Origin of the sequence: Mesorhizobium sp. ESP6-5, assembly GCF_020164695.1 — a bacterium.
GTDB classification, from domain to species: Bacteria; Pseudomonadota; Alphaproteobacteria; order Rhizobiales; family Rhizobiaceae; genus Mesorhizobium; species Mesorhizobium australicum.
Map to the genome: position 1 here is coordinate 133,092 of NZ_JAIUGR010000010.1, position 21,275 is coordinate 154,366.

Sequence of the window (21,275 nt, forward strand, 5' to 3'; positions counted from 1 at the left end):
TGCCTATGCTTCCTGATGAACATGATTTCCCCCGAGGCAGCTGCCAACAGCAAGCGCGCCTGGCTCAAGATCCTGGCGCGCTACAAGAAGCCTGACAGGCGGCGTAGCACACTCGAACTCGCCATCACCCTCATTCCTTTCGCCACGCTGTGGGCTCTGTCTTCCGCTGCCTATGCCTATGGTCATTGGTGGGGACTGGTGCTGATCCTGCCCGCGGCCGGCTTCCTGGTGCGGATTTTCATGATCCAGCACGATTGCGGCCATGGCTCCTTCTTTGCCAATCGCATTGCCGATGACTGGATCGGCCGCGCGCTGGGCATCCTGACGCTCACCCCCTACGACTGCTGGCGGCGTGCCCATGCCACCCATCATGCCAGCGCCGGCAATCTCGACGAACGCGGCATGGGCGACATCAGGACGCTGACCGTCGCCGAATACCGGCGGATGTCCTGGCGGGGTCGCCTGGCTTATCGCCTCTACCGTCATCCCCTGGTGATGTTCGGCCTGGGGCCGATCTGGCTGTTCATCTTCTCGCAAAGGCTGCCCGTCGGCATGATGCGTGGCGGCCTGACGCCCTGGGTGTCGTCAATGACCACCAATCTTGGCATCGCGCTTGCCGCGGCCATCCTCATCTGGGTCATCGGCCCCGGTGCGTTCCTGATCGTCCATCTGCCGATCGTCATTCTCGCCGGTTCGGCCGGCATCTGGCTGTTCTATGTCCAGCACCAGTTCGAGGAGACCGAATGGGCGAAGGATGAGGAATGGGAGTTCCAGCGCGCCGCCCTGCACGGCTCGTCCTATTACGACCTCCCGCCGGTGCTGAACTGGTTCACCGGCAATATCGGCGTTCACCACGTCCACCACCTCTCCGCCAAGGTGCCCGGCTACCGGCTGCAGGAAGTGCTGCGGGATTATCCCGAGCTGCGCGGCATCGGCCGCGTCACGTTGCTCGAGAGCCTGCGCTGCGTCAAACTGGCCTTGTGGGACGAAAGCCGCCACAAACTGGTGTCATTCCGCGAAGCGCGGATGGCGGCGTAGAGCATACCGCCGCGCCAGCGCGGCGGTAGTTCCCAAACTTTCTCAGGCCGCTTGCCGCTCATCGCGCATCAGGATCTGGCCATGGCGGATCTCCGTGCCCAGCACCTTCAGGCATTCGCGGATGAAATTGGACAGGCCCGGCCAGCCCTTGGCCGAAACGAGATTGCCGTCGACATGGGCCCCGTTCGGCGCGACGTCGATATAGATGCCGCCGGCCAGCGTGACTTCCGGCTCGCAATAGTGAAGCGCCGCCACTTCCCTGCCCCGCACCACGCCGTCGACCGCGATCAGGATCTGCACGCCATGGCAGATGGTGAAGATCGGCTTGCCTGTCTCGTGGAAGTGCCGCACCAGCGCCTGCACGCGCTTGTCGATACGGATGTATTCGGGACCACGCCCGCCTGCCGCGTAGACGGCATCGTACTGGGCCGGATCCACCTCGGAAAACGTCTTGTCGAGAATGTAATCGTGTCCGGGCTTCTCGGTGTAGGTCTGGTGGCCCTCGAAATCGTGCAGCGATGTCTTCAGCACATCGCCCGCCTTCTTGTCCGGGCAAACGACATGCACTGTATGGCCAACGGCATGCATGGCCTGTTCAAAGACGAAAATCTCGTATTCCTCGCTGAACTCGCCAACGAGCATCAATATCTTCTTGCCAGCCATTCCCGGTTCCTCCCTTTGTGGCCATTTATTTCGGGTCGCGAAATAACAGCGGTATCCTAAGGGCAAGATGCCGGAAGGAAAAGCGCAAATCGCACAATTGGTACGACCAGTTTTTTGGAGTAGAGGCCTTCGACCTTGCTGGAAAAAGCGTCAGCTGTTGCGAAGGCGCCGCCAGGAATATTTCGGACCCTTGGTCTCCGTTATGGCGGCCGGCTGGTAATAAAGCCCCAACCCGCCGGTGCGGCCTTCTTCCAGACGCTTCAAGAGCACTGGATTCGAGATCTCGAATTCATCGAAGCCAAGCCGCAGCATGTGCGGCAACGGGTCGACCAAGACCTGCCCGGTGGCACGCAGCGCGCCCGTGAAATGATAACGGCTGCGCAGCAGTTCGCCCTTGGAGAAGGAGCGGCCGTCGCCGAAAGCCGGGAAGGCCAGCGCCACCAGCGATAGCTGGTCGAGCAGGTCGGCGATCTTCTCGAGCTGGTCGCCGGGCTGCAGCACGACGCCGAGCCGCTCCTTCGCCGAGCGGCGCACCTCCGGGTCGAGATCGAGGAACGCCTGCAGCGGCAGGATGAATCGGCCATTGCCGGAAAGCGCGTCGGCGCTCTCGGCATGGCTCCACTCGTCCTCGCGAAAACCCTCCGGGGTCCAGAGCCGGGTCTCCGGTGTCGTCGGTCCAGTCATTAAAATTCCTAAAATTCGAAGAGCTCGAGCGTGTGTTGAAATTCAGGTCAGGCTGTGTCGAAAACGGCGGCTTGCGAGAACCGGAGCGGAACGCACTTGCAGTCCGTGAGCACCGGAAGCGCAGGAAGCCGCCGTTTGCAGCCCGGCCTCACCTGAATGGCAACATACCTTATAGTGATGCGTCGGTCAGCGACACTTCCAGTCCCGACAGGTGAATGCCGCACTCGGTCTTGGCGTGGCCGGCCCAGCGGCCGCTGCGCGCATCCTCACCCGGCTGCACCGGCTGCGTGCAGGGAAAGCAGCCAATCGACAGATAACCATAGGCGACCAGTGGGTTTTCGCGCAGCGCATGCGCGCGCATGTAGTCGGCCTGGTCCGACGTCGTCCAGTGCGCCAGCGGATTGATGCGAATGCGAGGGCCGACCGCCTCGAACACCGGAAGTGCGGCCCGTGTCGAGGCCTGGAAGCGTTTGCGGCCCGTGAACCAGGCGCGAAAGGGTGCGACGCCACGTGCCAGCGGCTCGACCTTGCGCACGTCGCAGCAGGCATCGGTGTTGTTCTGGTGCAGATTGCCGGTCGGGTCGATCCGTTCGAGCGCCGCTTCGTCCGGCTTGATCACCCGGATGTTGGTCAATCCGAAATCGGCGACCAGCGCGTCGCGATAGCCGAGCGTCTCCTCGAAATGCTTGCCGGTATCGAGGAAGATGACCGGCAGCGTGCGGTCGATCTTGGCGATCATATGCAGCAGCACTGCCGAATCCGCGCCGAACGAAGACACGGCGGCGATCTCGTCGTGAAACAGATCGTTGGCCGATCGTTCGATGATCTCGATCGGGCTGAGATGACCGTAGAGCGCGTCAAACCCCGCCGCTTTGGCGGCGATGCCGTCATCGACATCGGCAATATGGTCAAGCGGCCTTGGCTTCGCCAGCATAGAGCGCCTCCTTGAACGGCGCGGGACCGACACGGCGGTAGGCGTCGATGAATTTTTCCTGCGGGTTGAGCCGAAGGCCGAGATAGGTGTCGACGATCTGCTCGATGGCGTCGGTGATTTCTTCCGAAGAGAAGCCACGGCCGATGATCTCGCCGACCGAAGTGTTCTCGTCGGCCGAACCGCCCAATGTCACCTGGTAGAGTTCGGAGCCCTTCTTCTCGACACCGAGGATGCCGATATGGCCGACATGGTGGTGGCCGCAGGCATTGATGCAGCCGGAGATCTTCAGCTTCAATTCGCCGATCTCGCGCTGCCGCTCCAGCGAGGCGAAGCGGCGCGAGATTTCCTGTGCGATCGGGATCGAGCGTGCCGTCGCCAGCGCGCAATAATCGAGGCCCGGGCACGAGATGATGTCCGAGATCAGGTTGGAATTAGCCGTCGCCAGCCCGATGTCGACCAGCGCGTCATAGACCGCCTTGAGGTCGGCACGCGCCACATGCGGCAGGATCAGGTTCTGCTCGTGGCTGACGCGAAGCTCGTCGAAGGCATATTTCTCGGCAATGTCGGCGACCGCTTCCATCTGGCTGTCGGTCGCATCGCCCGGCACCTCGCCGATACCCTTGAGCGAGATCGTCACCGCCGCGTAGTCGGGGTGGCGGTGCGTCACCACGTTCTGGTCGAGCCAGTCCGAGAAGCCCTTGGAATCCAGCCGCGCCACCTTGACGGCAGCGTCGCCGTCCGGCCGCCCGGTCAGCGCCGGCGGTGCGAAATAGGCCTCGATCGCGCGGATGTCCGCCTCGGGCAGCTTCAGCTCCGCGTCCTTCAATTCCTGCCACTCGGCCTCGACCTGCCGGGTGATTTCCTCGGCGCCGGTCTCGTGGACCAGGATCTTGATGCGCGCCTTGTACTTGTTGTCGCGGCGGCCATAGAGATTGTAAACGCGCAGGATCGCCGTGCAGTAGGAGAGAAGGTCGGCTTCGGGCAAGAAGTCGCGGATCTTCCTCGCCACCATCGGCGTGCGGCCCTGGCCACCACCGACATAGACGGCGAAGCCGAGTTCGCCGGCGGCGTTCTTCTTCAGGTGCAGGCCGATGTCGTGTGTCTGGATGGCGGCGCGATCGCGCTCGGCTCCCGTCACCGCGATCTTGAACTTGCGCGGCAGGAACGAGAATTCCGGATGCACCGAAGACCACTGCCGCAGGATTTCCGCATAGGGACGCGGATCGGCGACCTCGTCGGCGGCAGCCCCGGCAAAATGATCGGCGGTGACATTGCGGATGCAGTTGCCGCTGGTCTGGATGGCGTGCATCTCCACGCTGGCCAGGTCCGCCAGAATCGCCGGAACGTCCGACAGCGCCGGCCAGTTGAACTGGATGTTCTGGCGCGTGGTGAAATGGCCGTAGCCCTTATCGTATTTGCGGGCGATGTGGCCGAGCATGCGCAACTGCTTGCCGTTCAGCGTGCCGTAGGGCACCGCGATGCGCAGCATGTAGGCGTGCAGCTGCAGATAGACACCGTTCATCAGCCGGAGCGGCCGGAACTGGTCCTCGGTGATCTCGCCGGACAGCCGGCGCTCGACCTGGTCGCTGAACTCGGCGACGCGGGCCTGGACAAAATCGTGGTCGAACTCATCGTAACGGTACATGCTTCGTCTTTCAGGGCGCGTCCGCCCGTTCACCTGGTGTCCTGGCTATGCCGCCCGCTCGGCCTGCTTGCCGAGGTCGTTGCGGATGGTCGGGCCGGCGGCGCGGATCTTCTCGCGCAGCCGCACCGGCTCGACAACGCCATCGACGATGTCCGCGTCGATCAGATTGACGTCGACCACTTCATTGTCGGCATGGGCCTTGGCGCCGATCGCCTCCAGCCGATCCTCGGCCGCCTTGTCCTGGGCAAGGTCCGCATGGTCCACCGTCTCGGCCCAGCCGCCATCGGCGTACCACACGGCAATGCCGTCGCCGAGGCGATTGGCGGTCAGTATCTTCATGGCTGAACTCCCTCGGCGGCTGCTACGGGCACGCTCTCGTGCCTGTGTGCCGCGAGCGGCTCGGACCGCTCGAAATTGGCGCCGGCGACGGCGTCGCCGATGATGGTCATGACCGGGCCCGACAGATCGGCGCGCGCTTCCAGCGACGGCAGGTCGGCAAGTGTGCCGTGGAAGCGTCGGCGATTGGCCAGGCTGGCATTCTCGACCACGGCGACCGCCGTGTCCGGCGACAAGCCCGCCTCGATCAGCCGGCCGGCAACTTCGGCCGCGACCGAGCGGCCCATGTAGACGGCAACGGTAGCGCCGGAAATCGCGAGCTTGGCCCAATCCGGCAGTGAATTGCCCTTGAGATCGTGGCCGGTGGTGAACACCATCGAGGAGGAAACGCCGCGCAGCGTCAACGGCAGTTCGAAATCGGCGGCAGCGGCAAAGGCCGCTGTGACGCCTGGAACCACCTCATAGGCGATGCCGGCGTCACGAAGCGCGGCCATCTCCTCGCCGGCGCGGCCGAACACCAGCGGATCGCCCGATTTCAGCCGCACGACGCGCTTGCCCTGACGGCCGAGATCCACCAGCAGCGCATTGATTTCCGCCTGGCTCTTGGTATGGCAGCCCTTGCGCTTTCCCACCGGCAGGCGCTCGGCATCGCGGCGGCCCATGGCGACGATCGCCTCCGGCACCAGCGCGTCATGGACGATGACATCGGCCTCCACCAGCAGACGATGCGCCCGCAGGGTCAGGAGGTCCTCGGCGCCGGGACCGGCGCCCACCAGGGCGATGTGGCCGCGAATGGGCGCGTCGGACAACAGCAGATCGGTGGCGGCTTCGCGCGCCTGTGAAAATTCGCCGGCCTCGACGGCGCGTGCTGGCGCTCCGCCGAAGAAGTCGCTCCAGAAACGGCGACGTACATTGCCCCTGGGCAATCTCTCGGCGGCATTGCGGAACGACGCCGCAAGCGCTGCCAGTGGCCCGAGCGAGGGCGACAGCATGCGGTCGATGCGGCTGCGCAGCATCTGGGCAAGCACGGGGCCCGCGCCTTCGGTACCGATCGCCACGGCGACCGGTGCGCGGTTGACCAGCGCCGGAGTGAAGAAATCACAGAGGTCCGGCCGGTCGACGGCATTGACGGGAATGCCCAGCCGGCGCGCGTCGGCGGCGACGCGACGGTCGAGCGCCTCGTCGCCGCTGGCGGCAAACACCATCACGGCGCCTTCAAGCTGCGAAGCATCATACGCGCCGGGCATATGGTTCGCGCCCGTCTCGGCGATGAAGGCCAACAGATCCGGTTCGGCATCCCCACCGATGATGTGCAGGACCGCGCTCGACTGGGCGATCAGCCGCGCCTTGGCCAAAGCCTCCTCGCCGCCGCCGACAATGGCCACGGCTTCGCCCTCGACCCGCATGAAGACGGGGAAGGCGTTGAGCTTGGTGGTGGCTTGCGACATGACAAAGCAGATCCGGGAACAGGGTCGCAGTTTTACGCCCAAGCGTAAAAAAGCAGAAGCAAAGCACTCGCGCATCCGGCGATGGCAGGCAATCGCTTTTCCGCAACCGCGAAGGGCGGGAGAAAAATATTCCATGCCCACGCACCGGGAGCGCCCGGGCTGCTGAAACGCGCCTTGATTTCAAGCACTTTTAGCTGCCGGCTACCTATCCCACAAAACAGTTTTTTCTAATTTCTACCAATTCAGTAGATTAAAGTCGTGCGGTGGTGATTTCGTCTTCAGCGCCTGCCTGCACGGCCACTCGGTCCTCCGTTCGGGTGGAACGTTGACGGGTCAAAATGCGTTCCCGGTATAGCCACCACTCAACAAGGAGCGTCCCTATGAACACGATCAAACTGAAGCATGGCATTTGGGTTTTGGTGGCCGACGGCGAAAAGGCGCTCCTGCTCAAGAACACCGGCGACACCAAGTTTCCCAACCTTGAAGTCGTGCAGGTGATGGAACAGGAGAACCCGCCCACACGCGAACAGGGAAGCGACAGCCCCGGTCGATACAATGACGGCCCATCCGTGCATCGCAGCGCGGTCGAGGAGACCGACTGGCATCGCATCGGCAAGGAACGCTTCGCCGAGGAGATTGCCGCCCGCCTCTACAAGCTTGCACATGAGGGTGCATTCGACAGTCTTGTGCTTGTCGCCCCGCCCATGGTGCTCGGCGCGATGCGCAAGAAGCTGCATAAGGAGGTTGGCGACAAGGTGACGGCCGAAATCCCGAAGACCATGACCAACCACGCCATTTTCGAGATCGAGGCATTGCTGCAGGCAGCCTGACCACGCGCGGCGAAGGCGCCTATCGGGTCGCAGCACGGTCGCCACTGAACCCAAGCACCTGACCGGCAGTCACTCAGCTGCCGGTCAGATTTTTGCCGTCTCGACGTCGATTTCGCGGCTTTGCGGGTTGCATCGCCGACACCCCGTCCACCATATTGCAAACAGGCGGCGGCTTAGGGCGGCGCATATCCGACATCGCTGGCTTGAAAGGCGCTCCATAGACAATGCCGCATGACACGCCCCTTGTCGCCACCATCGTCGCCGGTCTGGGGCTGGCTTTCGTCTTCGGCGCTCTCGCCAATCGGTTCCGCATTCCGCCGCTGGTCGGCTATCTCGTAGCCGGCGTGCTGGTTGGGCCGAACACACCCGGTTTTGTCGCCGACGCCGGCCTTGCCAACGAATTGGCCGAAATCGGCGTCATCCTCCTGATGTTCGGCGTCGGCCTGCATTTTTCGCTGAAGGACCTTCTGTCGGTCCGCGCCATTGCCGTGCCGGGAGCCATTGTCCAGATCGGCTTTGCCACGGCGCTCGGCGCCGGGCTGTCCTGGATGCTCGGCTGGTCGATGGGGGCGGGCGTGGTGTTTGGCCTGGCGCTATCGGTCGCCTCGACCGTGGTGCTGCTGCGCGCGCTTCAGGAACGCCGCTTGATCGAGACCGAGCGCGGCCGCATCGCCGTTGGCTGGCTTATCGTGGAGGATCTGGCTATGGTGCTGGCGCTGGTGCTGTTGCCGGCCCTTGCCGGCGTACTCGGCGGCCAGGAACCGGCCGATGCCCATTCGAGCGGCCTGCTGGCGCTGCCGGCCAGTTACGGCATCTGGGGTGTCGTCGGCATGACGCTGGCGAAGGTCGCCGCTTTCGTCGTCGTCATGCTGGTGGTCGGCCGCAGGGTCATTCCCTGGATCCTGCACTACGTTGCCCATACCGGGTCGCGCGAACTGTTCCGCCTCTCGGTGCTGGCAATAGCGCTCGGCGTCGCCTTCGGCGCGGCAAAACTGTTCGGCGTCTCGCTGGCGCTGGGCGCCTTCTTCGCCGGCATGATCATGAGCGAATCCGAGCTCAGCCACCGTGCCGCGGAAGAATCGCTGCCGCTGCGAGATGCTTTCTCGGTGCTGTTCTTCGTCTCCGTCGGCATGCTGTTCGACCCCCTCAGCCTGTTCAGCAACGGCCTGCCGATCCTGGCGACGCTGGCCATCATCGTCATCGGCAAGTCGCTGGCGGCGTTCGTCATCGTCGTCGCCTTCGGCTATCCGCTGGCCACGGCCTTGATGATTTCGGCCAGCCTCGCCCAGATCGGCGAATTCTCCTTCATTCTGGCCGAACTCGGCGTCGGGCTGAAACTTCTGCCCGAACAGGGACGGGACCTCATCCTGGCCGGCGCCATCCTGTCGATCGTGCTCAACCCGCTGATGTTCCTGGTCATCGACTGGATGAAGCCGTGGCTCGAGGCCCGCGCCGCCAGGACGGCGCCGCCGGCGGACGCCAAGCCGGTTGGCCCGGCGACGGAACCGGGCCATGTCGCCTCGGTCGCCATGGCATCCAAAAAGGAAGACGGCCCGCCACCAAGGACGGCGCTCACCGGTCATGCCATCCTGATCGGCTACGGCCGCGTCGGCGGCCTCGTCGGCGCCGCGTTGAAAGAAGCAGCACGGCCTTTCCTGGTCATCGAGGATGCCGACAAGACGCTGGCGAGGCTGAAAACGGACGGCGTCGAAACCGTTGCCGGCAACGCCGCCAACGCCGAAGTCTTCGCCGCCGCCAATCCCAAAGGCGCCACGCGGCTGATCCTTGCCATTCCCAACGCGTTCGAGGCTGGCCAGATCGTGCTGCGGGCACGCGCCGCCAATCCCAACATCAACGTCGTCGCCCGCGCCCATTCCGACGCCGAGGTCGAGCATCTCAAGGGGCTCGGCGCCGATACGGTGATCATGGGCGAACGCGAGATCGCGCGCGGCATTGTCGAAGAGGTGCTTGGCCAAAAGCCGCGGGTCGCTGAACCGTCCGCTGCCTGAGCCGGCGCTGCCCACAGGCGCGTTGATCAAGCCACGAATGAACTGCGAAGGCTGTTGTCACCCTGGCCAGATGAGCGGGCCTTGGCTCGATCAGTTCACACGTGCTGGCCGCCATTGATGTGGATTTCCGAGCCGGTCACGTAGGACGCTTGGCTCGAGCACAGGAAGAAGATGATGTCGGCGACCTCAGCCGTGGTGCCCAGGCGCCGCAGTGGGATGGTCTCGACGATTTTTTCCGTGCCCGGCGACAGGATCGCGGTGTCGATCTCGCCTGGCGCGATGGCGTTGACACGGATGCCGTGCGGGCCGAAATCATGCGCCATCTCGCGCGTCAGCGAGCCGAGCGCGGCCTTCGAGGTCGCATAGGCGGTGCCGGCGAAGGGATGCACGCGGGTGCCGGCGATCGACGTCACATTGACGATCGAGCCCCTGGCCGCCGCCAATTCCTTGAACAGGCCGCGCGCCAACATGATCGGCGCGAAGAAATTGACCTGGAACACGTCGCGCCAGACATGCATCGGCGTGTCGATCGAGTTCATGCGGCTGTTGCCGTCCTTGAGCTTGGGCGAAATGCCTGCATTGTTGACCAGCGCGTGTAACTGGCCACCATGGGATTCCAGCCGATGGCGGATTTCCGAGACCGCAATACCGACATCTTCCTGATCGGCGAGGTCGACCTTGATGTGATCCTCGGGACCGGCCGGCCACGGGCAATCCTCGGCAAAGGCCTGGCGTGAGCAGGTGATGACGCGCCAGCCCTCGCGCGAAAAGCGTTTGACAGTGGCATGGCCGATACCGCGGCTGGCGCCGGTCAGCACGATGGTTTTTCTGGTGTCGGTCTCGGTCATGTCGCGGTCTCCGGGCTGGACATGTAGCCGAATGCCGCCGAGGTGGCGAGAGGCGGATTGACGCCGCCAGCCGGCTGCTCAGCCGCCGCCAAGGATATCCAGGATCGACGTCTGCCGTTTCTTGAGCCGACCGCCGACGCTGCCTGGCGGCACCGGATGTCCGACCGAAGCGGTGGTGCCGTCATCCGCCGGCATATCGAAGCCATCGGCATCGACGGTCTGGGCAGGCCGCGCCGCACGGACCGGCCCTGGCGTCGCCTGTGCCGCGGCCTGCGCGGCTGGCGCCTGCTGGCCGACGGACGCCGACGGAACCGGTGCCGGCTGGTTGTTGCTGGCAGAGGGAATCTCGTCGGGGACGATGGTGTCGGCCGGCGTCGATTTCCAGGTGCCGGGCAGCGGCCGCACCGGCACGCCCTCATGCGCGGCGACCATGAATTCGTGCCAGGCCTGCGCCGGCAGCGCGCCGCCGGTGACCTTCTTCATCGCCGTGCCGTCATCATTGCCGAACCATACGCCGGTGGTCAGATTGGCGGTGTAGCCGACGAACCAGGCGTCGCGCGAATTCTGGCTGGTGCCGGTCTTGCCGGCCGACGGCCAGGCGAAAGCCGCCTTCCTGGCGGTGCCGACCTCGACCGTGCCGGTCATCATCGAATTCATCATGCCGACGATCTCGGGCTTGATCACGCGCGGTGCGCTGCCGCCGGCGCTGTCGTAGAGCACCTTGCCGTCTGACGTCGTCACGCGGCGGATGAAATGGATGTCCGGCTTGTAGCCGCCATTGGCGAAGGGCACATAGGCCGAAGTCAGCTCCAGTGGCGTCACTTCCGAGGTGCCGAGCGCTATCGAGGTGTTGGCCTGCAGGTCGGACTGGATGCCCATGCGGTGCGCGGCTTCCACCACCGCGTTCGGTCCGACTTCCATGGTCAACTGCGCGGCAACCGAGTTCAGCGATTTTGCCAGCGCTGTTGCCAAGGTGACCTTGCCAAAGTACTTGCCGCCGTAATTGTCCGGCGTCCAGTTGCCGATCTTGATCGGCGCATCGTTGCGGATGCTGTCAGGCGTGCGGCCGGCCTCAAGTGCCGCCATATAGACAAACGGCTTGAACGCCGAGCCCGGCTGCCGGCGCGCCTCCGAGGCACGGTCGAACTGGCTGGTCGAATAGTCGTAGCCGCCGACCATGGCGCGTACCGCGCCGGAATCGTCGATCGATACCAGCGCGCCCTGGGTGACGTTGAGTTTCTTGCCGCTGTCGTCGATCAGCCGGCGTATCGACTTTTCGGCAAGTTTCTGCAGGTTCAGGTCCACGGTAGAATCGATGACGATATCGCCGCGCACGTCGCCGATCAGGTCGGGCAATTCTTCCATGATGGTGTCGGCGACATAGTTTTCCGAACCCGTCCAGTAGGATGGCGAGCGCGTCGCCGGTGCGCTGAGCGCCGTTTTCAACTCTTTCTCGCTGATCTTGCCCTCCTCGCGCATGGCGCCGAGCACCAGCTGCGAACGCTCCTCGGCGGCCTTGGGATCGCGCGCCGGCGACAGCCGCGAGGGCGCCTTCAAGAGGCCGGCAAGCAGGGCGGCTTCGGACAGCGTGACGTCGCGTGCGCTCTTGCCGAAATAACGGCGCGAGGCCGCCTCGACGCCATAGGCGCCGGAGCCGAAATAGACCCGGTTGAGGTACATTTCGAGGATCTGGTCCTTGCTGTGCTTGTGCTCGAGCCATAGGGCCAGCAGCACCTCCTGCACTTTACGCTCCAGTGTACGGTCCGGCGTCAGGAACAGGTTCTTGGCCAATTGCTGCGTCAGCGTCGAACCGCCTTGCGAGAAATGCCCGCCGATGAGGTTGGTGACCATGGCGCGCGACAGGCCGATCGGATCGACACCGAAATGCGAATAGAAACGGCGGTCCTCGATGGCGATGACTGCCTCGGGGATATAAGGGGACATTTCGTGCAGGCCGACCGCCTCGCCGCCGCTCATGCCGCGATTGGCCAGCAATTGCCCATCGGCCGAGACGATCTTGATGTTGGGCGCACGATCGGGAATCGACCAGGTCGTGGCCGCCGGCATCTTGGCGCCATAGTAGACGACGACGCCGGCCACCGCGATGCCGCCCCAGATGGCGAGCACGAAGCACCAGTAGAACAGCCGGCCGAGCACGCCGAACAGCCCGCGCCCGCCTCCGCCGCGCCTCCCCCGCGGCGATTTCGCCTTCGATGATTTGCGTTTGGCGGAGGCTTTGCGGTTGCTCGGCACGACGCGGTCCTCCTCGCTCACCGAAAGACCCGTCTGGGATCTCGCTCGCGGCGGTCCCTCGAAGCTGGGCTCGATGCGACTGTCTCTGCGGTTCGCCATGCGCTGCGCTTGATGTCCCCGGTGCCAATGGCGCTCGGGTTGAAGAGTAGATGCGGCGATTTAAGGGCGGGTTAAGCAGGCCTTCGGCCAAACCTCTGAATTCCGTTAGGGATTTGTTAATCCTCTTGTCTCCGACACCGTCGGTTCGCCACCGGGAAACGGCCGGCGCCCGGCCTGCGCTTAAAAGCGCGCCAAGCCTGGCTCGATCCCCGAGCTTGCCGTTCCGACAATCGACGCCGCCAGCGCCTGCTCCTCGCAGGTGACCGCAACGACATTGTTAGAGCGGTCAACGGACCCCGATCCTTCTAGATCGGCTCGAACTTCACATCCAGCTGGTCAGGACCCGCAGCTTGCCGCAACAAGGCGACAAGTTGTTCGCGCCTGTCAACCGGCTGCCTTCGCCAGTTCGAGGCATTGGTTACATGCAGCCAGCCGTCGACCGACATGAAGAAATCCTCGTGCTCGTCATCGCCCTCGCCGCAGCGCAGCAACTTGTTCTCGGTAAATCTGACCAGCGCCTGGTCGATCGTGCGGTAGAGCAGCGGCCAGTTGCCGCCACCCGAGTCCATACGGAATTTGTAGCTCGGCGCGAAATCCAGCCGCTGCCGCAACAGGCTTCCGTCGAAAAAACAGAAGGCGGGCCACAAGAACCAGCCGCCCGGCGTCGGAGTGTCGCGCCGGACACTGCCGTAAACGCTCTTGCCCTTCAGCCGGTCGCGGATTGAAAAAGATTCCGTCGGAAAGATGTCATGGTCGATGAAGCCGAAGACCTTCGGGGCCAAGCCGGTCATGAAATTGCGCACGATCCAGTTGAGCGCCTGGCCGTGCGATCTGCTGACCGTCAGCCTGTTCCTCGGCAACGCTACATAGGGGACGTGCTGGCGCAGGCAGAGGTCGCGGATGGCTTCCCTCGCCTCCTCCTTCTTGCTGTTGTCGAAGACGATATAGCTCTCGTGCTCGGCCAGGTGTCGGCGCACGAGGTGGATCTGCCATGCGATCACATCAGGCCGGTTGAAGGCAACGCTGGCGACGACCGCGTCACGGAACGATTGCTGTCGTCCCTGCAATTCGCTAACCGGCGCGGATGTCCTCAGGAAGCGAAAAGTCCGCCAGTAATAGCGCAGCAACGCCTCGCGTCGTGGCGGCCGGTTCAGCCTCTCCCATTCCGCCACGGTAATCCTGGGCCGCTCTCCGCTCTGCCACGCGTCGGAAGCCCCCATGTCACGCTCCTGGATCCCGGCGGGTTCAGTTCTGCTGGATTGAAATGCCCTTGTCGTCGATCTTGAGTTCGACGCCTTTCGGCCTGGCCTGCTCGCGGTAGACGTAGGCGCCCAGCGCGACGACCACGACGATGAGCGCGCCAATGATGAGATAGAGCGTATTCTGCTTCATGGCGCGCCTTTTGTCGTGCCGAACCTCAGGCTCGTTTCAGCACCCTGACCAGAACCAAAAGGATGATGGCGCCGATCGTGGCGTGGATTATGGAGGCGATGATGCCACCACCGATCGAGAAGCCGATGCGCGGAAACAGCCAGCCGGCGATGAACGCGCCGATAATGCCGACGATGATGTTGCCGATCAGGCCGAAGCCGAAACCCGAAACGATGAGACCGGCGAGCCAGCCGGCGATGGCACCGATGAGGATGAAGACGAGAAGGCTTTCGACGCCCATGGCGGGTTCCTCCGTGCAAGAGGGCGGGTGCGGAGCGGAAGGCTCCGAATCGGCCCCGATATCAACGGCTTCAGGCTAGTCGAAAGCAGCCGGCCTCGCCAGCGGCGCTCACTGGTCGTCGTCGTCGCTGGCAGCGGGCCGCCAGCTGGTCGGCTCGACCTTCTTCTGCGTATGGCTGTCGGTGTAGACCCACCAGCCGCCGTCGCGGTATTGCGCTAAGGATTCATTGAGGACTCCGTCGCTGTCCTTCCAGGTGACGGTGACCTTGGAGCCATCGGTCGGCGCGCTCGATATCGGCTTTCTGTCCGCCATCTCATCCCTTTTCTCAACTGTGAGCGAAGATATCCTCTTCGCCCCAGCCCATCAGGTCAAGCTTGGCCCGCGTCGGCAGGAAACGGAAACAGGCGTCCGCCTCCTTCGTCCGGCCCTCGCGCGCCAGCCGTCCCGCCAGCGCATCGCGCAAACGATGCAGATAGAGCACATCGGAGGCGGCGTATTCGAGCTGTTCGGGCGACAGCGTTTCGGCCGCCCAATCCGACGATTGCTGCGCCTTGGACAGACCGACGCCGAGAAGCTCGAAACAGATGTCCTTCAGCCCGTGCCGGTCGGTGTAGGTGCGCGTCAGCCGCGAGGCGATCTTGGTGCAGAACACCGGCTCGGCCATCACGCCAAACGCGTGGTAGAGCACGGCGAGGTCGAAGCGACCGTAGTGGAACAGCTTGGTCACCCTGTCGTTTGCCAGCAGCTTGACCAGGTTTGGTGCTTCCTTCTGGCCCGGCGCGATCTGGATGACATCGGCGCTGCCGTCGCCAGGCGAGATCTGCACCACGCAGAGCCGGTCTCGGTGCGGGTTGAGGCCAAGCGTCTCCGTATCGATCGCCACCGCCGCGACATCGTAATGCGAAAGGTCGGGCAGATCGTTTTTATGGAAGCGGATATCGCTCATCGTTTTCTCCGGGTCGCGGCGTTACCCGTCCTCGCCGCGATCCAGTGAAAAATCAACAAGAAAACGTGTTTTCCGCGCTCAGCGTGTCAGCGCATCCAGAATGCGCGCCCAGGAGCGCTGGCCCTTGTGGAAGGAGCTGAGCTCGTATTTCTCGTTGGGCGAGTGGATGCGGTCGTCATCGAGGCCGAACCCGACCAGCAGCGATTCCATGCCGAGATAGGTCTGAAAGTCGCCCACCACCGGAATGGAGCCGCCGCTGCCGGTCGTCACCGCGGGCTTTGGCCATTCGTCGGAAAGCGCCGTCTTGGCGTTGGCCAGGAAGGGCGAGTCGTAAGAGAGCTGGATTGCCGGTGAGCCGCCATGGGCATGGAATTCGACCGAACAATCGGCCGGGATGCGTTCCTTGACGAATTTCTGGAAGGCCGCGCGGATCTTGGCCGGATCCTGCTTGTGGACAAGGCGGAACGAGATCTTTGCCGAGGCTTCCGCCGCGATGACGGTCTTGAAACCCTTGCCGGTATAGCCGCCGATGATGCCGTTGAATTCGGCGGTGGGTCGCGCCCAGGTCAGTTCCAGCACCGAGCGGCCTTTTTCGCCCGATGGGATGGACAAGCCGACAGGCCCAAGGAAGGTCTCGGCCGTCTCGCCCAGCGTCTCCCATGATTTCAGCACCTGCGAGGGGGTTTCCTCGACGCCGTCATAGAAGCCCGGGATGGTGATATGGCCGTCCTTGTCGTGGATGTCGGCCAGTACCTTGGCCAAGATGCGGATCGGGTTGGCGGCAGCCCCGCCATACAGGCCCGAATGCAGGTCGCGGTCGGCGGCCTTCACCGTGATCTCCTCGCCGACCAGACCGCGTAGCCCGACGCAGATCGACGGCGTGTCGCGGTCCCACATGCTGGTATCGCAGACCAGCGCGAAGTCGGCCTTGAGCTCCTCGGCATTGGCCTCGAGGAACGGCTTCAGCGAGGGCGAGCCGGATTCCTCCTCGCCTTCGAACAGGATGGTGACCCGGCACGGCAGGCTGCCGTGCACCTGTTTCCAGGCACGGCATGCCTCGACGAAGGTCATCAGCTGGCCCTTGTCGTCGGCCGAGCCGCGCCCGGTGATGATCTTGTGACCAGGTCCCACCTCCTTGATCGCGGGGGCGAAGGGATCGTTTTCCCACAATTCGATCGGGTCGACCGGCTGCACGTCGTAGTGGCCGTAGAACAGCACATGCGGCGCGCCAGCCGGCCCATCATGATGCGCAACCACCATGGGGTGGCCGGGCGTGTCGCGCACACTGGCGTCGAAGCCGATCAGTTTGAGTTCCGCCACCAGCCATTCCGCCGCCTTGCGGCAGTCGGCGGCGTAGGCTGGATCGGTGGAGATCGACTTGATCCCGAGCAGGCCGAAGAGCCGTTCCAGGCTCTGGTCGAGATTCTTGTCGAGACGGTCGAGGACGGGGGAGACTGCGGACATTTGCAATAGCCTTTCGGTTCAGTGTCGGAACCGTAAAGGCAGAGCGGCGAAACGAAAAGCCCGGGACGATTGGACCACGACCCGGATGGCCGCCGCGGGCAAAAAAATGCCGCCGTGGTGGAGGGGGAACCACGGCGGCCTTTTACTCGAAACGATGCGGCAGCCCGGAGAGGGGGGATAGGCTGCCGCAATTGTCCGGTATAGGCGGGGGACGGGCCTTGCTCCGGACTTCGGCGAAAACTGCCGATGACGTGTATTTGGGTCTGTGAACGTGGCGATTCAAGGGCGTCAACGTTACACTTTTGTAACGTGCCCGTGAGCGGGCCTGTATGCCTCCGATCGGTCAGGTCGCGATCTGTCAGGGTGTTGTATCTGGCGCTGTCTTTGGCATGGACCAAGCCATCGCGCCGCGCTATCCCTGCCCGCATGAAAAAAGGCGATCATCTCTTTCTCATCGACGGCTCGGGCTACATCTTCCGCGCCTATCACGCGCTGCCGCCGCTGACCCGCAAGTCGGACGGCCTGCCGGTCGGTGCCGTTTCCGGCTTCTGCAACATGCTGTGGAAGCTGATGCAGGACGCCCGCAACACCGATGTGGGCATTGTGCCGACGCATTTCGCCGTCATCTTCGACTATTCCTCGAAAACCTTCCGCAACGACCTTTATCCCGAATACAAGGCCAACCGTTCGGCTCCGCCCGAGGATCTGATCCCGCAGTTCGGCCTGATCCGCCAGGCTACCAGGGCGTTCAACCTGCCCTGCGTCGAGATGGAAGGCTTCGAGGCCGACGATCTCATCGCCACCTATTGCCGGCTGGCCTGCGAGGCCGGCGGCGACACCACCATCATCTCCTCCGACAAGGACCTGATGCAGCTGGTTGGCGAAACGGTCGGCATGTACGACCCGATGAAGGACCGGCAGATCGGCATCCCCGAAGTCGTCGAGAAATGGGGCGTGCCGCCGGAAAAGATGATCGACCTGCAGGCGCTGACGGGCGACTCAGTCGACAATGTGCCTGGCGTGCCCGGCATCGGGCCAAAGACCGCGGCGCAACTGCTCGAGCAGTTCGGCGACCTCGACGGATTGCTCGCCCGCGCCGGCGAGATCAAGCAGGAAAAAAGGCGGGAATCGATCATCGCCAACGCCGACAAGGCGCGCATCTCGCGCCAGCTGGTGACGCTGAAGAACGATGTGCCGGTGGCAGAAGGATTGGACGATTTCGTCCTGCATGCCCCCGACGGACCAAAGCTGATCGGCTTCCTCAAGACCATGGAATTCACCTCGCTGACGCGCCGTGTGGCGGAAGCGACCGGCACCGAGGCCGGCGACGTCAAGGCTGTCGCGGTGCCCGTCGAACGCGCCGATAACGCCCATGGCCCCGATGTCGGCGCCGGAACACCGCCCGTTGCCCGGAACGGGACGGGCTCCGAGCCTGGCCAGGCTGCTGAAATCGAGACGACGGAGACGCCAAAACAAGGTGACACCCCTTCCCTCCTGGCCGCATTGCGGCTGGAGAGAGCGTCGACCGCCAAGATCGATACCTCCGCCTATCAGTGCATCCGCGATATCGCGACGCTGAAAGCCTGGGTCGCGGAGGCGCGGGAGGCCGGTATCGCTGCCTTCGACGTCAGGGCCACCTCGGCCGATCCGATGCAGGCCGAACTGATCGGCTTGGCCATGGCCACAGCGCCTGGCCGCGCCGGCTATATTCCCTTCGCCCATAAGAGCGGCAATGGCGACCTGCTTGGCGGCGGCACGCTCGAAAACCAGATTCCGCTTCGCGAGGCTCTGGCGGTCCTCAAACCCCTGTTCGAGGACAGGTCGGTCCTGAAGATCGCGCAGAACCTGAAATACGATCTGGTCATCCTGAGCCGCTATGGCATCGATGTCGCGCCGTTCGACGACACCATGCTGATCTCCTACGTGCTCGACGCCGGCACGCCGCATGGCCACGGCATGGATGCCCTTGCCGACAAGTGGCTTGGCCATAAACCCCTTCAACTCAAGGACGTGACCGGTTCCGGCAAGAACTCTGTCGGTTTTGACCAGGTCGATATCGACAGGGCGACCGCTCACGCCGCCGAGGATGCCGACGTGACGTTGCGGCTGTGGCGGGTGCTGAAGCCCCGGCTTGCCGCCAAGGGCCTGGTCTCGGTCTATGAACGCCTGGAGCGGCCACTGGTGCCGGTGCTGGCGCGCATGGAACAGCGCGGCATTTCGGTCGATCGGCAGATCCTGTCGCGGCTGTCGGGGGAACTGGCGCAAGGTGCGGCCCGGCTCGAAGAAGAAATTTACCTGCTCATCGGCGAGCGCATCAACATCGGCTCGCCCAAGCAGCTCGGCGACATATTGTTCGGCCGCATGGGCCTGCCCGGCGGCTCCAAGACCAAGACCGGCCAGTGGTCGACCTCGGCGCAGCTGCTCGAAGACCTTGCCGCGGAAGGGCACGAACTGCCGCGTAAGATCGTCGATTGGCGCCAGCTGACCAAGCTGAAATCGACCTACACCGACGCCCTGCCCGGCTTCGTCAATCCCGACACGAAACGCGTCCACACCTCCTACGCGCTCGCCGCGACGACGACGGGCCGTCTGTCGTCTTCCGACCCGAACCTGCAGAACATTCCGGTGCGCACGGCTGAAGGCCGCAAGATCCGGACCGCCTTCATCACCGACAAGAGCCTCCGGCTGGTGTCAGCCGACTACAGCCAGATCGAACTGCGCGTGCTCGCCCATGTCGCTGAAATCCCGCAATTGCGGCAGGCCTTTGCGGATGGCGCCGACATCCACGCCATCACAGCGTCTGAAATGTTCAACGTGCCCGTGGAGGGTATGCCGTCGGAAGTGCGCCGCCGTGCCAAGGCGATCAATTTCGGCATCATCTATGGCATCTCGGCCTTCGGTCTCGCCAACCAGCTGTCGATCCCGCGCGAGGAGGCGAGCGCCTACATCAAGAAATACTTCGAGCGCTTTCCCGGCATCCGCGATTATATCGAGGAGACCAAGGCCTATGCCCGCGAGCACGGCTTCGTCGAAACGATCTTCGGCCGCCGCATCCACTATCCCGACATCAGGTCCTCGAACCCGTCGCTGCGCGCGTTCAACGAGCGCGCCTCGATCAACGCCCGCCTGCAAGGCACCGCCGCCGACATCATCCGCCGCGCCATGATCCGCATGGAGGAAGCCTTGGACAAGGCCAAGCTGTCGGCCCGCATGCTCCTGCAGGTGCATGACGAACTGATCTTCGAAACGGTCGAGGCGGAAGTCGAGGCGACGATCCCCGTCGTGCGCCATGTCATGGAAAACGCGGCGATGCCGGCGGTCTCGATGTCGGTGCCGCTGCATGTCGACGCGCGGGCCGCCAGCAACTGGGACGAGGCACACTGACGCGCTACCGAGGGGAATTGTATACTTGACAAGTACGACGGCGGACTCTATGTTAAGAGTCAAGGGGTTAGCCATGTCCGTTCTGTCTCAACCTCATTTCCACAACGAAGTCGCAGCGATATCTCGGCTTGAGGAAATCGTGTGGCCGAATGGCGTGCACTGCCCGAGTTGCGGCGGCTTTGACCGTATTACCACGGTCAAGGGCGGTCGCGCTGGCTTGCGCCGCTGCGGACCTTGCAAGCGCGAATTCACTGTCACAGTCGGCACTGTGTTCGAGCGCAGCCATATCAAGCTGCATCTTTGGTTTCAGGCTGCGCATCTCATGGCGTCCAGCAAAAAGGGCATCAGCGCTCACCAGTTGCACCGCACGTTGAAGGTCACTTACAAGACGGCTTGGTTCATGGAACATCGCCTGCGCGAAGCCATGCGCGAAGGTCATTTCGTCATGGGCGGCGAAGGCAAAACCGTCGAAATCGACGAGACGTTTGTGGGTGGTCTTGAGAAGAACAAGCATCCGAGCAAGCGCAAGCACCTTGGCACTGGCGGGGCTGGCAAAGAGGCCGTTTTCTCCTTGGTAGAGCGTGGCGGCTTCGTTCGCTCCCACCACGTCCCACAGGTCACGGCAAAGACGCTACGCCCTATCCGTCAAGCGCAGGTCGACGGCCCTACGTTCGTCATGACCGATGAGGGCGGCGCCACCAAGAAAATCGGCAGCGAGTATGATCGCCATGAGTCCGTCAATCATGGCGCTGGCGAGTACGTTCGCGGCGGTGCGCATACGAACACGATTGAGGGATACTTCAGCATCCTTAAGCGCGGTATTATCGGCACCTATCACTATGTCAGCCAGCAACACCTGAAGCGCTACCTTGCCGAATTCGACTTCCGGTACAATTACCGTATGGCGCTTGGCATAGGCGATGAATCTCGCGCGGACGCTCTTGTTCGTGGTATCGTTGGAAAGCGTCTAATGTACAAGGACTCGTTTCCGGCGTCGATCTCCGGCCACGCCAACTAGAGTT

General features: G+C 63.5%; 19 protein-coding genes. 5 read left to right on the forward strand and 14 right to left on the reverse strand.

The window, feature by feature from the left end; genetic code table 11:
- Nucleotides 1–15: 15 nt before the first annotated feature.
- On the forward strand, nucleotides 16–1,038 hold the full coding sequence (locus LB524_RS18085) for a fatty acid desaturase (protein ID WP_224528911.1): 1,023 nt from the start codon (nucleotides 16–18) through the stop codon (nucleotides 1,036–1,038).
- 42 nt (nucleotides 1,039–1,080) lie between these two features.
- Here LB524_RS18085 and LB524_RS18090 read toward each other — a convergent pair whose 3' ends face one another.
- From LB524_RS18090 to cysG, 6 genes are all read right to left on the reverse strand, one after another.
- Nucleotides 1,081–1,701, reverse strand: a complete 621-nt coding sequence (locus tag LB524_RS18090; protein WP_224528914.1) for a DJ-1/PfpI family protein — start codon at nucleotides 1,699–1,701, stop codon at nucleotides 1,081–1,083.
- A 150-nt stretch (nucleotides 1,702–1,851) separates the two neighbouring features.
- Nucleotides 1,852–2,385: a DUF934 domain-containing protein gene (locus LB524_RS18095; protein ID WP_140618888.1), complete on the reverse strand. Its 534-nt coding sequence runs from the start codon at nucleotides 2,383–2,385 to the stop codon at nucleotides 1,852–1,854.
- 169 nt (nucleotides 2,386–2,554) lie between these two features.
- Nucleotides 2,555–3,319 carry a phosphoadenylyl-sulfate reductase gene (locus LB524_RS18100; RefSeq protein ID WP_023770638.1) on the reverse strand — a complete coding sequence of 255 codons (765 nt, stop codon included), beginning with the start codon at nucleotides 3,317–3,319 and terminating at the stop codon, nucleotides 2,555–2,557.
- The gene (locus tag LB524_RS18105) at nucleotides 3,294–4,964 is read right to left on the reverse strand and encodes a nitrite/sulfite reductase (RefSeq protein ID WP_140618890.1); all 1,671 of its coding nucleotides are present in this window, start codon (nucleotides 4,962–4,964) and stop codon (nucleotides 3,294–3,296) included. Before LB524_RS18105 ends, LB524_RS18100 begins: the two co-directional genes overlap by 26 nt.
- Nucleotides 4,965–5,009: 45 nt before the next feature.
- Entirely contained in the window at nucleotides 5,010–5,303 is a 294-nt protein-coding gene (locus LB524_RS18110; protein ID WP_224528917.1) for a DUF2849 domain-containing protein, read from the reverse strand.
- Nucleotides 5,300–6,748: a siroheme synthase CysG gene (gene cysG / locus LB524_RS18115; RefSeq protein WP_224528919.1), complete on the reverse strand. Its 1,449-nt coding sequence runs from the start codon at nucleotides 6,746–6,748 to the stop codon at nucleotides 5,300–5,302. Before cysG ends, LB524_RS18110 begins: the two co-directional genes overlap by 4 nt.
- Before the next feature lie 380 nt (nucleotides 6,749–7,128).
- On the opposite strand from cysG, the gene LB524_RS18120 reads away from it, so the two are divergent.
- The gene (locus tag LB524_RS18120; RefSeq protein ID WP_224528929.1) at nucleotides 7,129–7,578 is read left to right on the forward strand and encodes a host attachment protein; all 450 of its coding nucleotides are present in this window, start codon (nucleotides 7,129–7,131) and stop codon (nucleotides 7,576–7,578) included.
- Between the two features lie 224 nt (nucleotides 7,579–7,802).
- Nucleotides 7,803–9,587, forward strand: coding sequence for a cation:proton antiporter (locus tag LB524_RS18125; protein WP_224528932.1), 1,785 nt, complete (start codon nucleotides 7,803–7,805; stop codon nucleotides 9,585–9,587).
- A gap of 95 nt (nucleotides 9,588–9,682) precedes the next feature.
- On the opposite strand, the gene LB524_RS18130 is transcribed toward LB524_RS18125, so the two are convergent.
- The 8 genes from LB524_RS18130 to LB524_RS18165 form a co-directional block, all read right to left on the reverse strand.
- Nucleotides 9,683–10,435, reverse strand: a complete 753-nt coding sequence (locus LB524_RS18130; RefSeq protein WP_140713189.1) for an SDR family NAD(P)-dependent oxidoreductase — start codon at nucleotides 10,433–10,435, stop codon at nucleotides 9,683–9,685.
- 78 nt (nucleotides 10,436–10,513) lie between these two features.
- Nucleotides 10,514–12,787: a transglycosylase domain-containing protein gene (locus tag LB524_RS18135; RefSeq protein ID WP_224528933.1), complete on the reverse strand. Its 2,274-nt coding sequence runs from the start codon at nucleotides 12,785–12,787 to the stop codon at nucleotides 10,514–10,516.
- A 305-nt stretch (nucleotides 12,788–13,092) separates the two neighbouring features.
- Nucleotides 13,093–14,007, reverse strand: coding sequence for a hypothetical protein (locus LB524_RS18140; RefSeq protein WP_140721128.1), 915 nt, complete (start codon nucleotides 14,005–14,007; stop codon nucleotides 13,093–13,095).
- Between the two features lie 25 nt (nucleotides 14,008–14,032).
- Nucleotides 14,033–14,179, reverse strand: coding sequence for a hypothetical protein (locus tag LB524_RS18145; RefSeq protein ID WP_140661693.1), 147 nt, complete (start codon nucleotides 14,177–14,179; stop codon nucleotides 14,033–14,035).
- A 25-nt stretch (nucleotides 14,180–14,204) separates the two neighbouring features.
- Entirely contained in the window at nucleotides 14,205–14,459 is a 255-nt protein-coding gene (locus LB524_RS18150; protein ID WP_015315687.1) for a GlsB/YeaQ/YmgE family stress response membrane protein, read from the reverse strand.
- Between the two features lie 108 nt (nucleotides 14,460–14,567).
- Nucleotides 14,568–14,771 carry a hypothetical protein gene (locus tag LB524_RS18155; RefSeq protein WP_140661692.1) on the reverse strand — a complete coding sequence of 68 codons (204 nt, stop codon included), beginning with the start codon at nucleotides 14,769–14,771 and terminating at the stop codon, nucleotides 14,568–14,570.
- A gap of 13 nt (nucleotides 14,772–14,784) precedes the next feature.
- A complete protein-coding gene (locus LB524_RS18160) occupies nucleotides 14,785–15,405 on the reverse strand; it encodes a ribonuclease D (protein ID WP_140618902.1) in 621 nt (206 codons plus the stop codon).
- A 78-nt stretch (nucleotides 15,406–15,483) separates the two neighbouring features.
- A complete protein-coding gene (locus tag LB524_RS18165) occupies nucleotides 15,484–16,869 on the reverse strand; it encodes a M20/M25/M40 family metallo-hydrolase (RefSeq protein ID WP_224528936.1) in 1,386 nt (461 codons plus the stop codon).
- Nucleotides 16,870–17,295: 426 nt separating this feature from the next.
- Here LB524_RS18165 and polA point away from each other — a divergent pair, with 426 nt between their 5' ends.
- The gene (polA, locus tag LB524_RS18170) at nucleotides 17,296–20,253 is read left to right on the forward strand and encodes a DNA polymerase I (protein WP_224528939.1); all 2,958 of its coding nucleotides are present in this window, start codon (nucleotides 17,296–17,298) and stop codon (nucleotides 20,251–20,253) included.
- A 73-nt stretch (nucleotides 20,254–20,326) separates the two neighbouring features.
- Nucleotides 20,327–21,271 (forward strand): IS1595 family transposase, encoded by a 945-nt coding sequence (locus LB524_RS18175; RefSeq protein WP_224528942.1) that lies wholly within the window; start codon nucleotides 20,327–20,329, stop codon nucleotides 21,269–21,271.
- Nucleotides 21,272–21,275: the final 4 nt, after the last annotated feature.

Bases quoted from the DNA above. Each gene is read 5' to 3' on its own strand.
- LB524_RS18085 (WP_224528911.1), top strand. From the start codon at position 16: ATGAACATGATTTCCCCCGAGGCAGCTGCCAACAGCAAGCGCGCCTGG.
- LB524_RS18090 (WP_224528914.1), bottom strand. From the start codon at position 1,701: ATGGCTGGCAAGAAGATATTGATGCTCGTTGGCGAGTTCAGCGAGGAA.
- LB524_RS18095 (WP_140618888.1), bottom strand. From the start codon at position 2,385: ATGACTGGACCGACGACACCGGAGACCCGGCTCTGGACCCCGGAGGGT.
- LB524_RS18100 (WP_023770638.1), bottom strand. From the start codon at position 3,319: ATGCTGGCGAAGCCAAGGCCGCTTGACCATATTGCCGATGTCGATGAC.
- LB524_RS18105 (WP_140618890.1), bottom strand. From the start codon at position 4,964: ATGTACCGTTACGATGAGTTCGACCACGATTTTGTCCAGGCCCGCGTC.
- LB524_RS18110 (WP_224528917.1), bottom strand. From the start codon at position 5,303: ATGAAGATACTGACCGCCAATCGCCTCGGCGACGGCATTGCCGTGTGG.
- cysG (WP_224528919.1), bottom strand. From the start codon at position 6,748: ATGTCGCAAGCCACCACCAAGCTCAACGCCTTCCCCGTCTTCATGCGG.
- LB524_RS18120 (WP_224528929.1), top strand. From the start codon at position 7,129: ATGAACACGATCAAACTGAAGCATGGCATTTGGGTTTTGGTGGCCGAC.
- LB524_RS18125 (WP_224528932.1), top strand. From the start codon at position 7,803: ATGCCGCATGACACGCCCCTTGTCGCCACCATCGTCGCCGGTCTGGGG.
- LB524_RS18130 (WP_140713189.1), bottom strand. From the start codon at position 10,435: ATGACCGAGACCGACACCAGAAAAACCATCGTGCTGACCGGCGCCAGC.
- LB524_RS18135 (WP_224528933.1), bottom strand. From the start codon at position 12,787: ATGGCGAACCGCAGAGACAGTCGCATCGAGCCCAGCTTCGAGGGACCG.
- LB524_RS18140 (WP_140721128.1), bottom strand. From the start codon at position 14,007: ATGGGGGCTTCCGACGCGTGGCAGAGCGGAGAGCGGCCCAGGATTACC.
- LB524_RS18145 (WP_140661693.1), bottom strand. From the start codon at position 14,179: ATGAAGCAGAATACGCTCTATCTCATCATTGGCGCGCTCATCGTCGTG.
- LB524_RS18150 (WP_015315687.1), bottom strand. From the start codon at position 14,459: ATGGGCGTCGAAAGCCTTCTCGTCTTCATCCTCATCGGTGCCATCGCC.
- LB524_RS18155 (WP_140661692.1), bottom strand. From the start codon at position 14,771: ATGGCGGACAGAAAGCCGATATCGAGCGCGCCGACCGATGGCTCCAAG.
- LB524_RS18160 (WP_140618902.1), bottom strand. From the start codon at position 15,405: ATGAGCGATATCCGCTTCCATAAAAACGATCTGCCCGACCTTTCGCAT.
- LB524_RS18165 (WP_224528936.1), bottom strand. From the start codon at position 16,869: ATGTCCGCAGTCTCCCCCGTCCTCGACCGTCTCGACAAGAATCTCGAC.
- polA (WP_224528939.1), top strand. From the start codon at position 17,296: ATGAAAAAAGGCGATCATCTCTTTCTCATCGACGGCTCGGGCTACATC.
- LB524_RS18175 (WP_224528942.1), top strand. From the start codon at position 20,327: ATGTCCGTTCTGTCTCAACCTCATTTCCACAACGAAGTCGCAGCGATA.